This window comes from Parabacteroides sp. B2-S-102 (assembly GCF_023656665.1).
In the GTDB taxonomy this organism is placed as follows: domain Bacteria; phylum Bacteroidota; class Bacteroidia; order Bacteroidales; family Tannerellaceae; genus Parabacteroides; species Parabacteroides distasonis.
In genome coordinates, this window is the sequence record NZ_JAMOKM010000005.1 from 280,761 (window position 1) to 296,459 (window position 15,699).

12 protein-coding genes, 1 rRNA gene and 1 pseudogene are annotated in these 15,699 nt (G+C 45.5%); 3 read left to right on the plus strand and 11 right to left on the minus strand.

Annotated elements, in window-relative coordinates; translation table 11 throughout:
- Nucleotides 1-30 precede the first annotated feature (30 nt).
- The 10 genes from NBH07_RS09465 to NBH07_RS09510 form a co-directional block, all read right to left on the minus strand.
- A complete protein-coding gene (locus NBH07_RS09465) occupies nt 31-1,302 on the minus strand; it encodes an MFS transporter (RefSeq protein ID WP_009016475.1) in 1,272 nt (423 codons plus the stop codon).
- Between the two features lie 11 nt (nt 1,303-1,313).
- Nucleotides 1,314-2,240, minus strand: coding sequence for an ROK family protein (locus NBH07_RS09470; RefSeq protein ID WP_009016474.1), 927 nt, complete (start codon nt 2,238-2,240; stop codon nt 1,314-1,316).
- A 15-nt stretch (nt 2,241-2,255) separates the two neighbouring features.
- Nucleotides 2,256-2,978 carry a galactosamine-6-phosphate isomerase gene (locus tag NBH07_RS09475; RefSeq protein WP_009016473.1) on the minus strand — a complete coding sequence of 241 codons (723 nt, stop codon included), beginning with the start codon at nt 2,976-2,978 and terminating at the stop codon, nt 2,256-2,258.
- Nucleotides 2,979-2,984: 6 nt separating this feature from the next.
- Nucleotides 2,985-3,797 carry a 3-keto-disaccharide hydrolase gene (locus tag NBH07_RS09480; protein ID WP_005860627.1) on the minus strand — a complete coding sequence of 271 codons (813 nt, stop codon included), beginning with the start codon at nt 3,795-3,797 and terminating at the stop codon, nt 2,985-2,987.
- Between the two features lie 77 nt (nt 3,798-3,874).
- A complete protein-coding gene (locus NBH07_RS09485; RefSeq protein ID WP_250833503.1) occupies nt 3,875-5,419 on the minus strand; it encodes a Gfo/Idh/MocA family protein in 1,545 nt (514 codons plus the stop codon).
- A 72-nt stretch (nt 5,420-5,491) separates the two neighbouring features.
- Nucleotides 5,492-7,060 carry a RagB/SusD family nutrient uptake outer membrane protein gene (locus NBH07_RS09490; RefSeq protein ID WP_005860631.1) on the minus strand — a complete coding sequence of 523 codons (1,569 nt, stop codon included), beginning with the start codon at nt 7,058-7,060 and terminating at the stop codon, nt 5,492-5,494.
- A 19-nt stretch (nt 7,061-7,079) separates the two neighbouring features.
- A complete protein-coding gene (locus tag NBH07_RS09495) occupies nt 7,080-10,223 on the minus strand; it encodes a SusC/RagA family TonB-linked outer membrane protein (protein WP_009016471.1) in 3,144 nt (1,047 codons plus the stop codon).
- A 262-nt stretch (nt 10,224-10,485) separates the two neighbouring features.
- Complete coding sequence (locus NBH07_RS09500) at nt 10,486-11,460, minus strand: FecR family protein (protein WP_009016470.1); 975 nt, start codon at nt 11,458-11,460, stop codon at nt 10,486-10,488.
- A gap of 70 nt (nt 11,461-11,530) precedes the next feature.
- Entirely contained in the window at nt 11,531-12,001 is a 471-nt protein-coding gene (locus NBH07_RS09505) for an N-acetylmuramoyl-L-alanine amidase (RefSeq protein ID WP_009016469.1), read from the minus strand.
- The gene (locus NBH07_RS09510) at nt 11,998-12,432 is read right to left on the minus strand and encodes an HU family DNA-binding protein (RefSeq protein ID WP_005863956.1); all 435 of its coding nucleotides are present in this window, start codon (nt 12,430-12,432) and stop codon (nt 11,998-12,000) included. The genes NBH07_RS09505 and NBH07_RS09510 overlap by 4 nt, the downstream gene beginning before the upstream one ends.
- Nucleotides 12,433-12,616: 184 nt before the next feature.
- Here NBH07_RS09510 and NBH07_RS09515 point away from each other — a divergent pair.
- A pseudogene (locus NBH07_RS09515) lies at nt 12,617-13,464 on the plus strand (AAA family ATPase).
- A gap of 202 nt (nt 13,465-13,666) precedes the next feature.
- Nucleotides 13,667-13,903, plus strand: a complete 237-nt coding sequence (locus NBH07_RS09520) for a hypothetical protein (protein WP_034526337.1) — start codon at nt 13,667-13,669, stop codon at nt 13,901-13,903.
- Between the two features lie 641 nt (nt 13,904-14,544).
- On the opposite strand, the gene NBH07_RS09525 is transcribed toward NBH07_RS09520, so the two are convergent.
- Entirely contained in the window at nt 14,545-14,769 is a 225-nt protein-coding gene (locus NBH07_RS09525) for a hypothetical protein (RefSeq protein ID WP_156682745.1), read from the minus strand.
- Nucleotides 14,770-15,377: 608 nt separating this feature from the next.
- Here NBH07_RS09525 and NBH07_RS09530 point away from each other — a divergent pair.
- Nucleotides 15,378-15,699, plus strand: a 16S ribosomal RNA gene (locus NBH07_RS09530); the annotation flags it as partial.

Sequence of the window (15,699 nt, forward strand, 5' to 3'; positions counted from 1 at the left end):
GATAATTTTATAGGCCAAAGATATACATATTTATTTTGTACGGTTTAACTGCTTCAACAATTCCTTAAGACTGACGGTCTCATTCTTGACCAATGGTTTTGCCCAATAGGAAATACTCAAGATATAGCCCAGCGTGATAAATAGGAAAAACATGGAATAGCGCAACCCGATCAGATCTCCAAGTCCACCAATGATGAACGGAATCAATGCCCCACCGAAAATACCCGTACACAAGATACCGGAAAAAGCCCCATGATGCTTATCCACGGAGTTAAGGGCTAAGGCGAATATCACCGAAAACATGATCGAGATCGAGAAGCCGCAACAAGCGAAAGCGATAATCGCTACTTGCGTAGGACCGAAGAGCGCTATCGATAAATTAAGGATCGCTATCATCGAGAAAATACGTAACATCAGCTTTGAGTCGATTAACTTTACGATCACCAATCCCAACAAGCAGCCGATGGACATCAATCCCCAGAACCAAGCAACCGTAGTAGCCCCGGCTCCTTCCGGGCTGACCCCATGATACATATTCAGGAAAAGACTCATCCAATTCGCCAATCCTTGCTCGGTTCCCACATAAGCGATAATCCCCAAGAAATAGAATATAACTTGTTTTTGCTTGAGTAATTCTTTATAATTCTGTACCGTTCCCGCCTTCTCATCTTCCTTTAATTCTACTTTCGGGAATTTGACATAAGAGATAACCACTAACATGATGACAAAAACAATCGTAAAGATAAAATAGAGCGAGCTCCAAGGTAAGCTCTCCGGCGTTATCCCTTTGAGGAAACGGATGAAGAAGTCGTTCGCCGGATCCTCACCGGTTAATTTCCGCATAAGCCCGGCCAAGACGAACGGGCTCATGAAAGAAGCGGCCCCGAATACGATCTGGGCCAATACCTGATTAAAGGCATATTTTTTCTCTCCGCCCGCCTCACGCATCAAGGGCAATATAATCACCTGTAGCATCGCCATGCCCAGACCGATAGCGAAAAGGGAGGTCAATACGATAGGGTAGGTCGGGAACATGACGAAAAGCCCCGCACCCAAAAACGTCAGACTGAAAGCGACCAATAAGGAAATCTTTCCCCCGAAACGCTCGATGATCATTCCTGCCGGGATGGACATGATGCCATATGCCAAGAAAAACGAGAACGGCAAGAATGCGGCCAATGTCAGGCTCAGCCCAAAACTATCGATAATCATCGGTAGCATAGGGCCTAATATATTGGTAACAAAAGAAATGACAAACCAAATACACAAGATGAGGAGTACGATCCAATTATTCTTATTCATGATAGATAGATTCAATGATTAAACACCAATGCCGCCGCCCCGAGGCATCCGGCCTTATTTCCTAATCGGGCAAGTTCGATAGTCGTGAAGTACGAGGTTTCCTTCATCACGAATTTCCAGACCTGTTCCCGTATATTATTAATGTAGAAATCTCCGGATTCCGAAATGCCTCCGCCGATAATCACCTTTTGCGGAGCGAAAATGTTGATAAGGCTCGCTACGCCTAGGGACAGATTCCGGAAATGATCCTCCATAGCGAGTACGGCCTCTTTCTCTTGAGCTTTATAGCGCTCTACTATATATTTTCCATCGATACGGGAAGGTATCTCCCGTCCGTTCTTCTCCAATAATTGCCGATATAAGGCGATCAACGCACTTACGGAAGCGTGTGCCTCTAGGCAACCGGACGCTCCGCAAGTACATTGATTCCCATTCAGACCATGAATAATTAAGTGCCCAAGTTCGGTGCCCCGGTTCCGGTAGCCGCCATAAAGCCGGCCGTTCAAGAACAAGGCGCCCCCTATGCCGGTACCCACCGTCAAGAAAACGATATCGGAGAGGCCCTTAGCCGCCCCATATATCACCTCGCCCAACCCCATAAGGTTTGCGTCGTTGTCGATGAATACCGGTAGATTAAATTCCGCTAACGCAAGATCCAATTGTTGGTTGTCCAGTTCAGGAAGATTATTGGCAAAGAGAACCACCCCCTTATCTACTACGGAAGGTACACCTATGCCAATTCCGTAAATCCCCCAGTCCCGGGAACGGGCGTAGTCTGTCATTTTCCGTACGATACTTTTTATGATATCGGATAATGGGCGTGGATTCTCTTTTGATTGTGTGGTTTCCGACGATTCGTAAAGAATGTCGCCATTCTGGTTCACAAGAGTATATTTTATGCTTGTTCCTCCAATGTCTAATGCGATAGCGTATTTCATGATAATTGTAAAAGCTTAATTAGAACTATGCGCCGCTTCCCTGTCGATCAGGCAAATCACGTTCGGGTGCAGCCACAATAAGGAGGCCGGCAACTCCGTCGAGATCTTCTGTTCAAGGAAAGCTTGAGTAATCTCCCTTTTCTTTATCCCGTTGATAAGAAGGATAATCAGGCGTGACTGAAAGATATTCGCCATGCCCAATGTCAGTCCGTATCCCGGTTTTTCCGTATCCCCGGCGATCATGGGATGTTGCAATGATTTCTGGGACAGATGAGCCACATGGTAATTCGTATGTAAGGAAGGAGCCGGCTCGTTCAAGGCGATATGGCCGTTCATCCCTATTCCTAATATACAAATGTCGATAGGGCCTTTTTGATCCAGTATCTGTTGGATCCGCTCACATTCCGCCTCAGGGTTCTCCGGATCGCTTTGGAACGCTATATACCGGTCTTCCGGGATTTGAAGCGGACCTACGAAATAGTTCCGTAGATACGACTCGCACGTACCCGGGTGGTCCATCGGGATTCCTCCCCATTCATCAAGCTTTAGTACCGTGAATTGGGAGAATAATTCCGGTTGGCGACCGGCTTCCTCTACCAGCAACTCATACATCCGGGTAGGAGAGCCCCCAGTGGCGGCACAAAGCGTAAGTGCCTTGTGCTGCCCTAACTCTGAGGTAACAATCTCTTTTGCCTTAAGGCTTAATGCCTCATAAGATTGACAAATCTCTATTCTCATACGATTTTAGAGCTCTTTGATTCGGATATTGCGGAAACAAACACCATAACCGTGGTCTTGCATACCGATGTAACCCGGTTGTTTTCCGCATTGTAGCATCAAGTCGTAAGCTTCCGGGCATTTCTCCGGACTCGTGCTGAACTTGCTGAACTTACTATGATCCACTAACGCGCGCCATACCGGTGTACCGAACTGGAATTCCAGCACTTTCACGTCGTTCATGTAATGGATCACGCGTTGGTTATAGACAACGATTCTCGTCTTGTTCCAGTTTCCGTACGGTTTTACGGGTTGTGGATCCGGCATAATCATGTCATATACGGCACCGGCCTGACGGTTACCATCGCAACCTTCCCATGCGTCCGGCATATTCTCGTTGTCGAGTAACTGATATTCTGGGCTGGAGTAATAAATAGGTGTACCCTCAATTTCTTGCGCAGTATAGAAGATACCGCTATTACCGGCCTTGTCGATCTTCCATTCGATCTCGAAAACGAAATTTTTGAACTTCTTGTCGTAGATCAAGTCGCCGAAGCCCGTGTCTGCCTTATTGTCGCTACCTTTATAGGTGATCGATCCGTCTTCAACCACCCAACCTTGGGGTACATCCTGACGGCAATAGCCGCGCCATCCGTTCAAGGTTTTCCCGTCGAACATGGTGATCCACTCGCCTCCCGTAGGGATACCATCGCTATCGAGGGCTTGGGTTTGGGCGGTTTGCGTTCCGGCATTGTTCGTATTGTTATTGTTGCCAGAGGTACATGATAGAGCCGATGCGAATAAGGCTACGGCCATAATACTGCTATAAATCTTTTTCATCTTTGTATAGTTATTTAAGTAAATTATCTAGTTGTAGAGACGGGGTGTGCCCCGTCTCATCCCATTGTTGTTCGCTTTTATAACTTGAGATCTTCCCATCCATCGCGGTATTTCCGCTTGATGAATTGGTTCGCTTGCTCGAAGTTGGTGATACGCATGTTCGCTCCGTCCCACTGGAAAGTTTTGTTTCTTCCCGGATAGATAAAGCCCTCGCGTTCTCCGTAGATCGAGTCGTTATGTTTCACTTGTTCCCGGATATTATAGCTGCGTAAGATCAGGTTACCCATCAATACGGTCTCCGTCAACGGACCGGCGTAACCTTCGAATGGTGATTCTACGTCCGCCTTGTCGTATCCTGCGATACAAGAGTCGATCCACGCCCAGTAATGACCGTTCGTGCCGCCTTCGATACGTTTGTATTTATGAGGAATGTTCACGTCCTTGTCGAACAGCGGTTTCTTGTTCGCCTTCTGTCCCTTTGGCCAGAATCTCGGGTCGGAACCGCCCCAGCCGCAAGAAGCCATACCTTTCGTACCTACGAATACGGTTGCGCCTTCTACGTCCATCATATCCAAGTCTCCCATCGTGCAGGTCATGTCTGCATCCGGATCGATCTCCTCGAAACGCTCCGGCATGATACCACCGTCCATCCAATAGAGATTCAGGTCGCTTCCGTCTTTCTTCTTGAATTTATAACGGATCGAGCTGGCTACCGGGCAACTCTCAGGATAATAAGCCTCCTCGAAGATACCGGAGTAGACATTGGTCGTGCTGCAAGAAACCTCAGTCGGATAACCTAATTGAAGCAATTTGAATGGAGGGCCGATGATGTGGCAACCCATATCTCCAAGAGCGCCTGTACCGAAACGCCACCAACCACGCCAGTTGAACGGAACAAGATTATCGATATAATCCACATACTCGGCGGTACCTACCCATAAGTCCCAATTTAATCCCTTGGGAACCTCAGGCTTCTGGCTCGGCCAAGGAATACCTTGCGGCCATACGGGACGGTTGGTCCAGCAATATACCTTCTGGATGTCGCCCAGCAGATCCGCCTCGAACCATTCACGAAGGGTACGCATACCGTCGCAAGAGTTACCTTGGTCGCCCATCTGGATCACGACCTTGTATTTCTTGGCGGCCTCGGTAAGGATACGTGCCTCGTAAATATCGTGTGCGATCGGTTTTTGCAGATATACGTGCTTACCCATGCGCATTGCTCCGAAAGCTTGGATGGCGTGGTTGTGATCCGGAGTGGAGATACATACTGCATCGAAGTTTTTGTGCTCCTTGTCGTACATCTCACGGAAGTCGTTGAAATACTTAGCCTTCGGGTATTTCTTACGAGCGTCGGCAGACTGACGGTCGTCTACGTCGCACAGACAGGTGATCGCCGCGTTTTTGTGCGGCGTATTCATCAAGCTACCCAAATCGGCGGCTCCCATACCGCCACAGCCTATTTTCGCGATATAAAGCTTATCGCTGGGAGCTACGTGTCCTAATCCCGCTACGGTAAAACTGGGCAGGATCGTAAGGGCGGCAGCACCTGTGGCTGCCATCCCAAGGAATTCCCTTCTCGAGATTCCAGTCGGACTGGATTGTTTATTTACCTCTTTCATAAATTTGTTCATATTATGATTAATAATTGAATTGGGGTCTAAAGAATTGATATTAAAAACAGACTGATATGATTAGAATGCCGGATATCCCGGGTTCTGAACCAAATTATTATTCTTCTGCCAAGCCTTGAACGGGATCGGGAAGATCTTACGATATTCCGGAGTCTGTTTCGGCTTCATATATCTCGGTTTCAGATAAGTCCCGAAGCGGATCATATCTTGGCGGCGGACAAATTCGAATGCCAACTCATAACCACGCTCGTTATAGATATCGTCCAATGTCACGCTCGTGTAATTATGATCGGAATTGCCGTAAGCCCTTTCCCGGATAGCGTTTACCAGACGAGTAGCTTCACCGAGATCCCCGCCCATACGAACCAAGGCTTCCGCTTTCATCAGGTATACATCGGCCAGACGGAAGATAGCGATATCGTTCTCCATATTGGTATTTTGCATGCCTTTCTCATATACCCACTTATTGATACGTGCGCCGTCTTCTTGGTGAACCTCGCCCCACGGGGTTAAGTTACCATCCGCATCGGTTTTCTCAGTTCCCGGTACCACATTTAAGTCGATCGTATGGATCAAGTCATGTCCTAGGGTCGTTTTCAAAATCTCTCCCGTGCTAGGGTCGATCATCGGGCCAATCAAGAACGAACCTTCGTAACGAGGATCTTCCGTATCAAATGTGCGGACAAAATCCGGCTGGGCGTTGATACCATTCCACATACCGCCGGTGAAACCTAATACATCGGGATCCAGATAATGCAATGTCCAAAGATGAATGGAGTTACCCCAAGCATCAGATGCCTTGTAGCAGATCGGGAAAATAATCTCTCGTGATACCTCGTTATGAACCTCGAAATTGGTTTTCCAATTCGGCTCGATGATATATTCGAGTTTCATGATCTCGTCGCACTGCTCCACTACACCTTTCCAGTTCGGCTCGCCGATCCATTCCTCGGCGTTGAGGTACATCTTTGCCAATACCATACGGGCAGCCCCTTGCGTGAACTTACCGTAGCTGGCGTCTGATACATCGGAACGCAGGTTCGGGATGATCTCGGTTAATTCCTTCACCACGTATTTATACAGATCCGCGCGACTCGTGATGGAGGGCAAGGAGGTATCCTCAAAATCTGTCACTAATGGAGCGTTACCGAAAATATCTACGATTACATAATACCAGAAAGCGCGTAATCCTCTTAGCTCAGACAAGTATTGAAGCTTAAGTTCATCGCTCATCGCCTCGCTTTTCTCTATAATATTATATACGGAATTAACGGTGGTTAAACCTTCCGTACAATATGTCCAGCAATTCTCCACGGAGTAAGAGTTCGGTTTCCAACTGTGCATACATTGTTCCATGTATTGTCCGCCGTCCCACCAGTCGCCACCTACACGTGTCGGTGCTATCAAGATATCGGCTGTCATATCGGCCGCTCCCCAAGGACCGTCATAAGCCAGCATGTTCTTTAGGGATTGGTATGCCGGAGCCATGATCGCATTAATCTGCTTTTCTGTTGTCCCGAATTCGTCGGTAGGAAGCTTGTCGTATACGTTCTCGTCCAAATCCATGCAAGAGACAAGTGCTACCGGAGCGAGTACGGCACATATTATATTTTTGAATAATCTTTTCATGATCGTTACTGTTTGTGTATTAGAAATTCAAGTTTAATCCAACAGAGAATGTGCGTGCCTTCGGATAAAATTCACGAGGTTCTACACCCGGGGTCAAACCGTCTCCTGAATCCATAGGAACTTCGGGATCAAGGCCTTTATATTTCGTGATAACGAATAGGTTTTGCGCCGTGAAATAAACACGGATACCATTCAATGCTTTGATCTTATAACCTAAAGTCAAGTTGTCGAGACGCATAAAAGAACCTTTCTCTAAGTAATAGTTGGAGAATCTTGGAGTTTCGCTTAACGTATAGGTCAATGGATCATCCAATGCGTTTGTTCCCGGCAAGAATCCGGATTGAGCGTATGCCATGCGGGTCGCGTTCAATATATCATTACCGATCGTTCCACGCAAGAAGAATGACAAATCAAAATTCTTGTAGCGGAAAGTATTGGTGATACCATATGTCAGTTTCGGTTGAGCGGATCCGATGTAGTCATAATCCGCCGGATCGGAAATCTCGCCGTCACCGTCTTTATCTACCATGATATATCTGCCGTTCTCATCGATACCGTTGCAAACCAAGCCATAGAATTGTCCGATAGGGCGTCCCTCTTCCAATACGTGTGTACCGCTGGAGCTTCCACCCCGGATGAATACGTCACCTAATAAGATCTTATCCATCGTGAATACATCGTTGGATAAACGAGTTACCTCATTTTCATTATGAGCCAAGTTTAAGGAGATGTTCCAATCGAAATCCTTCGTGCGGATAGCGTCTGCGTTCAAACTCAACTCGATACCCGTATTACGCATATCGCCCACGTTAGCCATGATCTCGCTATATAGGTAAGGAGGGGTTGGCACCGGATAGGTATAAAGCATGTCAGAGGTCTTTTTGTTATACCATTCGATACGACCACCTAGGCGGCTATCCAATACGGAGAAATCAAGTCCGATGTTCAACATCGCTGTCTGTTCCCATTTTAAGTCTGGGTTTGCGTTTTGGCTGATTTTATAAGAAGGTAGCCAAGAACCGGTATCATAATATACACCATCTGTGCCGTAAAGCTCGAGGGTTTTGTAGGGGTCCAATCCTGTTTGATTACCAGTGATACCATAACCGACACTTAACTTTAAGTCGTTAAGCCAGTTTACTTTTTCCATGAATGACTCTTGGGTGATATTCCAACCCACGGAAACGGAAGGGAAGGTACCCCATTTGTTATTCGTTCCAAATTTAGAAGAACCATCCCGGCGTACGGTAGCTGTCAACATATATTTCTCATTGAAGCTATAATTGGCTCTTGCGTATAAAGAGATCAGGCGACTTTGCCATTTTTGAGACTCTGCGTCTCCCGGATTCAGATTTTGTCCCGCGGCTAAATTGTTAGCACCTAATAAATCAGTGACGAAACCACGGGTCTGTACGTGAGTCTCCTCATAATTCTCTTCTTCCCAAGAGTAACCGATCAAGGCATTGATCTTATGCTTATTGAACTCAGCTGAATAATTGGCGGTCCATTCCATCAAGTCTTTATCACGTAGTCTGGACCAACGTTCGGCCTTACCGCCATCGTTGTAACCGGCTTGAGACTCGATACTGTTGTATTTGCTCTCATCTTCCGTATTCCGGCTTTTAGCTAAAAGAACTTTAGCCTCTAAGCCATCGATAATCGTATAACCGACATCAGCGGTTCCATAGAAATTATTGATGCGGTTCTTATGTGTATTCTCTTTCTGGTTACGTACCGGGTTTCCTTGGTCGTATTCACGTGTGTCGAACCAAGATCCATCCTCTAGCTTAATCGGGCGAACGGGAATCATATTGTAGGCAAGTAAGAAATTGGTCGCATTGGTCGGCGCGTTATCTGTAACGGTAGCCACGCCGGTGATGCTTACTTTCAAACGATCCTCCAGAGCACGTTGGGAGAATTGGAAACGGGCGTTGTAACGGTTCATGGAGTTATCGCGTGCGATACCTTCACGTTGCATATAAGAAAGGGAACCTCTATAGTTATGGTGTGAACCACCTCCTGATAAAGACACGGCATGATCCTGTTGGAAACCGATTCTCGTGATCTCGTCGAACCAATCCGTGTTCGCTCCCATGTCAAAATCCTTACCGTCCTTACCCGGGGTAGAGGAAGTATAGCTACGCCATTGGTCCGCTGTTAGCAGATTCGGCTTGTTAGCCAAGGTAGATACACCGAACGCTCCATTATAAGCGATGGTCGGTTTGCTGGCGTAACCTTTCTTAGTCGTAATAAGGATAACACCACCCGCTGAACGGGAACCGTAGATAGCGGCTGAGGAGGCATCTTTCAAGATAGAGATAGATTCGATGTCCTGCGGATTAACCGTAGACATGTCCATGCCCGGCACGTTATCGATAACGATTAACGGGCCTTGGTCGTTTTGCAAAGTGGATAGACCTCTTAATTGAATCGTCGAGTTGCCCGTTACGTCGCCGGAACCTGTATTGATCGTTAAACCGGCCACCTTACCTTGCAACAAATCCGCTGCGTTACGAGTCAGACCTTGGTTGAAATCCTCAGCGGTCACGTTGGTGATAGAACCGGTAATCTCACGTTTCGTCTGCGTACCGTAACCCACTACGACTACCTCGTCCAGTTTTTGAGTGTCCTCTTTCAAGTTTACATTGATCTCGTTTTTGCCGCCTACCGGTTGCAACTGTGTCATGTAACCGATATAAGAGAACTCGAGAGTTGCGTTTGAGGATACTTCCATAACGTATTTACCATCCAGATCTGTAATCGTGCCGTTGGTCGTGCCTTTCTCGACTACGTTAGCGCCGATAATAGCGTTTCCTTCCGGGTCTTTAACGACACCGGTGATGCGTTTCTTAGTCTGTTGGGCGACAATGTTTTTATTAAATACATTGATATTTCGTCCCTCGATCGAATATTTCAAACTCGTGTTGCGTAGTGCTTGCGATAAGATATTTTCTATGGACTTATCGGTTGCGTTCACGCTCACTTTTACGTTCTTTACGTCAGAATCCACATAGAAGAATAAGAAATCGCTTTGTTTTTCTATAATAGCGAATAGATCGGTTAGCGGGGCTTGATCCGTCTTCACGGAAATCGTTACAGATTGTGAATAGGAATTAGTCGCTACCGCTTGGAACAGTGTCAAGAAAAGTAAAATAAAGGACATTTTTAGGACCGAGAGCATTTTTTTTAAGTCTTTGGACCTAAAAGACCTATAATACGAAACATTTTCCATATTTTTGTACTGATAAAAGGTTGATAATATGCGTCTGCCACAAAATTTGGTCGTGGAGTAGCAGAAGCAGGAATTAATTCTTTTTAATGGGGCCGGCTGTATTTTTGCAGCCGGTTTTGTTTTTTTTGAAAGATATGATCCGTGTTATCTCATAGGCATTGCTTGTTTTTTAAGATGTGTTGATATTTTTATTTTATTGAATATAGTAAGTTCCATCTCTTTGTGACCATTTGATCGGCAAACTACGAGAGATCACTTGTAAAATCTCCTTTAAAGATTGATCCTCGCTGAATGTTCCGGATACAGTGACATTCGGGTCCAGCAATCTCTTGTTTTCTATATGGATCGGAATCTCGTATCTTTTCTCAAGCTCATTCAGCAAGGTACAAAGCGCTATTGATTTATACTTTAGCAAGCCGTCTTTCCATGCCAGATTTTCTTTTGCGTTGACGGATTGGATATCAATCTTGTTCGTTGAACGGATGAATGTAAGTTGCTGGTCGGGAGCGAGTAAGACTTGTTGTGTCGGGCTTTCGAAACGGATAGACCCTTCCAGCAGGACGGCCGTGATCTGATCCTTCCCTTTATCGGCTTTTACACTAAAGGTCGTTCCTAATACCCGTATGGAGGCATTTCCCATATCGACGATGAAAGGTCTTTCCGGATTTTTCGCCACCTCGAAATAGGCTTCTCCTTCCAAATTAACCTTTCGCTGATCCGTACCGTATGCGTCAGAGTAGGTAAAGCTACTATTCCGGTTCAAAATGATCTTCGTACCATCATCTAGCGTAAAATGAGATTTATTTTTATCGGTTATATAGGTATAGAATTGCTGAACCTTAGCTTCCCGGGTATTTAAGTGTATTGTCGCGAAAAACAGAACAAGAAAGGCGATTGCCGCCGCAATGGGAGTAGCGATGAAACGGATCAGCCTCAATCTCTTTTGCCTGCTTTGATCGTCGATCTTCTTTCTCAAATTATCGAGGGACACATTAGGCATTAAGGAATGGCTGAACGAGACTTCCGCATCCCAATAACTCTTTAGCAACTGAAATTCTTTTTTGTTCTTTTCGTCTGCGTTCAGCCATTCGCTCAGCGAAAGAAAATCTTCCGAGGAGCTGTTGCCACTTAATATCCTTGTGATAATATGATCTATGCTATTCTCCATTTTAAGTTGTTTCTATACTAATAGTCGCAACCAAATTTGAAAACCCTTAGTGGGAGCATGGATTTTTTACTTATTTTTTTCGTAGCTCATACACGAGTTCTTTGTATTCGGGGATCGCGTTGAATGAGGGGCATTGTTTGATCCATTCATCCGGCGAGATCGTCCCGTCTCCGTTTAAGTCCTCCGAGAGATCCCGGTGCCCACAGACCCATGAGCCGGGAAAGCAGATTAAGAGATGCCGGATCAAACGTAACAACGAGGTCTTTTGAGCCTGTGTGCGGGTATCCCGTGGCTGTCCGGTGATGTCCAGTCCACCCTCGTAGCAAATCCCGATGCTGTGTTTGTTGTGTCCTCTCGCATGAGCCGGAATTTGCTCTAGCGGGCGCAGGTTCACCACTTCTCCCGATTTACGGATGTAGAAGTTGTAACCGGCACGGAGAAATCCCCGTGCCTTGTGGTCACTCTCCAGTTGCTCCGGGCTATAATCCGTATTCTCACGGGTTGCCGAGCAATGAATCACGATCAGGTCAATTTTTCTCATATCTCGTCCGGGCTTTCGCTATCAGAACCTGCGCTCTTTTTCGTAACCTCCAGAGGCTCGAAATTCACCTCATTGCGGGTAGTCCGCAGGGCCGAGCCCGGGAAAAAGATAATACGTGCCCCCTTTATCTTGGTGGCGTCGAAGTCCTCGGGCGTATTCGTTCCTTCGGAGTTAATAGACATACGGAAGTTACCAAATTCTCCCAATTGCACCACGTTGCCGGAGGACAGTTCCAGATCCATCGCCCAGTTTAATGAATCGAGCACTGCTTTCACGTCCGCCGACGAAAGCGTGGAGCGAGAGCAAATCAGTTTACATAATTTGTTGAGGTCCGAAGTCCCCGACGTTTTAGCGATCGCGTAGTTCTTTACTGAGTCTTTCTCTGCGCCGTTCAATACCTTACGCTTTACTACTTTAAATTTCACTGCCATAATTTTGAATTTTAAAAGGTTAATTACTAATGACAATGCAAAGATAGAGCCTCTGAAAAACGGGAATCGGCGAGTGTCGGTGAGTGTCGGGATATGTAAGTAGTAGTCGGTTTACTTGTTATTCTGGTTTTTTATTACGTAATTTGCGTTACGTGAATCGCGTAACGCAGATAAGATGCTGAATATGAATAATCCTTTTTTAATAGTTGGTTATCAAGGTCCAGAATATTTTTGTGATCGGGAGAAAGAGACAGAAGTGATTTTATCCGCTCTTCATAATGGGAGAAATATCACGTTGGTAAGCCGGATAACCTCTCGCAATCTACGCTGAAGGAGATTTTCGACTACTTGCGGCAGTCTGGAAGAGAATGTTATCTGGCTATTGACGAGTTCCAGCAAATCATGGAATATCCGGAGAAAGGGGTGGAAGGCCTATTGCGTTCTTATATTCAATTTTTGCCGAATGTTCATTTTATCTTTTCGGGGAGTAAAAAGCACTTGATGGAATATATATTCTTCTCAATCAAGCGCCCCTTCTATCAATCCACCCAGAAATTATTTTTAGACAAGATCAGCAAGGAGGTGTATTTTTCCTTTGCCCATTCTTTCTTCGAGAAGGAAGGGAAGGAGCTTCCGGAAGAAATATTTGATAAGGTGTACACATGGGTAGATGGGCATACTTGGTATGTGCAATATCTTTTGAACCGTCTCTTCGCTTTACCGGAAAAAACACTTTCTCCGGAGCTTCTTGATTCTCTCATGATGGAGATCTTACGGGAAGAAGAATATACCTACCAGACTTATTTCCAATTGTTGACATTTAATCAAATCCAGCTATTGAAAGCGATTGCCAAGGAAGGGATTGTCCGGGAGGTCAATGCTGCCGCCTTCATCAAAAAGTATGATTTGAAGGCGGTGAGTAGCGTGAATACTTCCTTAAGGATATTAATAGATAAGGAGTTTATATTGAGGCAACCGGATGGGTATATCGTGTATGATAGGTTCATGTCTATTTGGCTCAGCCGGATATGACAACGGATGAAAAATATTTAGTTGACACAGTTCGCTCGTACCACCAAAAATTATTCCATTAATATTATGATGGGATTATCTTCTTCTGCCAATTTCTGGAGATCTTCCCTATACAATAGTTCGTTAAGTTTTGAATTAACAAATAAAAAGTAGGTCAAGTCCTCCCGATTCATTATATTAAGGGTTTCCACATCCTGAAAAAATGAATCTGAACGAACTTGACCAATATTTAGAGCTAATAAATAGTGTGCTGCTTAAATCAGCGGTAAAGCTAAACAAATGGCGTGAGAAGTTTATGCTTGAAGTCCTACTTTTATATTTGATTATCCCCGGGCGGATTAATTTCCTTCAACCGGGTCGTTATGGTCGCTTTGGTGAACAACGCTATCGGACTTTCATGCCTGCTTCCATCCGGAAGTGGTTCAAACACCGCCGATAAAAACACCGGAGCAAGTTACATACACATTAATAGACTGGTATCTACATGTGCCGTGTACACGCAAGGAAACACTTCAGCGACTGGCAAACTATGTGGTTGCGGATGCCTACTTCTCCAAATCCACCTTTGTGTATGGCGCATTTGAAATGGGATTTCATGTAATCAGCCGATTTAGAGATGACGCCTATTTCCGTTATCTCATCACGGAAGAGCCTACAGGTAAAAGAGGGCGGCCTAAATTATATGACGGGAAAATCGAGATGGAGCACTTGGAAGAGGACAGATTTGAAATCGTCAATTTGGAGAATGGGCAAGGACGTATTCTTTCAGCGGTAGTGCATTCACGTTCATTGAATAGGAATATACGGTTGTGCATTCACTTTTTGTTCTTTAAGTGCCCGGTTGTCAATAGCATCTCAATGGGATAGGGTTGGTATCTCAAAGGGATAGGTTTGTAAAGTCAATGGGATAGAGGTGTTGTCTCAATGGCTTTGCGGCCGTGTCCCATTGGCTTTTTTGTATCCCGTATCAGGGATGTTGCTGATAGGTTAGGGCTCAAAGGGCGCATCTTTATGTATGTTTCTAAAACTTTTTCTGTAAATAACGTTTATACCCCTCTTGTCTGTAGAGTGATGTAAATATTATTTTTCTAAAAATGTTTCTTTGAAAGCGTAAAGATGCGCCTTTTGCGCCCTAGGCTTTTTATCGGGGAATTTTCCTGATGCCTTAACATGTGGATATACAGTTGTTTGTGTGGTTCTTCCCTCTTCGGCTTTTTGGGTCTTTGGGGGGCGATATAATGGGTCCTTACCCACGTTTACGTGATCCGAAAGCACTAAAACCAAGTGCATTTCGCATGATTTCATGAGCTAAAAGCCGTTTTTTCTGTGTGATTTCCTATCGGGGCCAAGATGATGTTCATCGTTTTTATTACGTGCGAATGTACTCGTGGAGCACTTGTTTCAAGTGCGTGTGGTGACACGTTAGGCCACGTGGTGGGCCACATGAGCCAAGAATGGATATCGACGTATTATTAACGTATGCGATCCCCCTCGTGAAAAAAAACTTGAAAAATAATGCCCGATAAATTTGGACCGTATGTTTTATAGCATTACTTTTGCACCCGCATTCGAGAGAGAACGGCGCTTCAGAAATGATGGAAACGTGGAGGTATCCTTGGGTAGGGGATGAGGTTGGCTGGGCCAAGCGATAATTTCCAACCGCCCGGAGATCGGCTTGAGAAAAAAAACTTGAAAATTTTTCACCGAAAAATTTGGAGGTTAAGAAAAAGTCCTTACCTTTGCGGCCGCAATCGAGAAACGATAGCGAGAGGGTTCTTTGAGAGATTTACATAATTCAACAAGTAGTACAAGTATTAGGAGAAGAGATTCTCCGGATTAATACCGTCAATAGAAGTATGACTTTGGACTACGATAAACGGATTCCGGAGCGAGGATATTAAGAAACAATTTAAACAACGAAGAGTTTGATCCTGGCTCAGGATGAACGCTAGCGACAGGCTTAACACATGCAAGTCGAGGGGCAGCACAGGTAGCAATACCGGGTGGCGACCGGCGCACGGGTGAGTAACGCGTATGCAACTTACCTATCAGAGGGGGATAACCCGGCGAAAGTCGGACTAATACCGCATGAAGCAGGGGCCCCGCATGGGGATATTTGCTAAAGATTCATCGCTGATAGATAGGCATGCGTTCCATTAGGCAGTTGGCGGGGTAACGGCCCACCAAACCGACGATGGATAGGGGTTCTGAGAGGAAGGTCCCCCACATTGGTAC

Coding starts and splice junctions, on each gene's coding strand:
- NBH07_RS09465 (WP_009016475.1), bottom strand. CDS start 1,302: ATGAATAAGAATAATTGGATCGTACTCCTCATCTTGTGTATTTGGTTT.
- NBH07_RS09470 (WP_009016474.1), bottom strand. CDS start 2,240: ATGAAATACGCTATCGCATTAGACATTGGAGGAACAAGCATAAAATAT.
- NBH07_RS09475 (WP_009016473.1), bottom strand. CDS start 2,978: ATGAGAATAGAGATTTGTCAATCTTATGAGGCATTAAGCCTTAAGGCA.
- NBH07_RS09480 (WP_005860627.1), bottom strand. CDS start 3,797: ATGAAAAAGATTTATAGCAGTATTATGGCCGTAGCCTTATTCGCATCG.
- NBH07_RS09485 (WP_250833503.1), bottom strand. CDS start 5,419: ATGAAAGAGGTAAATAAACAATCCAGTCCGACTGGAATCTCGAGAAGG.
- NBH07_RS09490 (WP_005860631.1), bottom strand. CDS start 7,060: ATGAAAAGATTATTCAAAAATATAATATGTGCCGTACTCGCTCCGGTA.
- NBH07_RS09495 (WP_009016471.1), bottom strand. CDS start 10,223: ATGTCCTTTATTTTACTTTTCTTGACACTGTTCCAAGCGGTAGCGACT.
- NBH07_RS09500 (WP_009016470.1), bottom strand. CDS start 11,460: ATGGAGAATAGCATAGATCATATTATCACAAGGATATTAAGTGGCAAC.
- NBH07_RS09505 (WP_009016469.1), bottom strand. CDS start 12,001: ATGAGAAAAATTGACCTGATCGTGATTCATTGCTCGGCAACCCGTGAG.
- NBH07_RS09510 (WP_005863956.1), bottom strand. CDS start 12,432: ATGGCAGTGAAATTTAAAGTAGTAAAGCGTAAGGTATTGAACGGCGCA.
- NBH07_RS09520 (WP_034526337.1), top strand. CDS start 13,667: ATGAATCTGAACGAACTTGACCAATATTTAGAGCTAATAAATAGTGTG.
- NBH07_RS09525 (WP_156682745.1), bottom strand. CDS start 14,769: ATGAAATCATGCGAAATGCACTTGGTTTTAGTGCTTTCGGATCACGTA.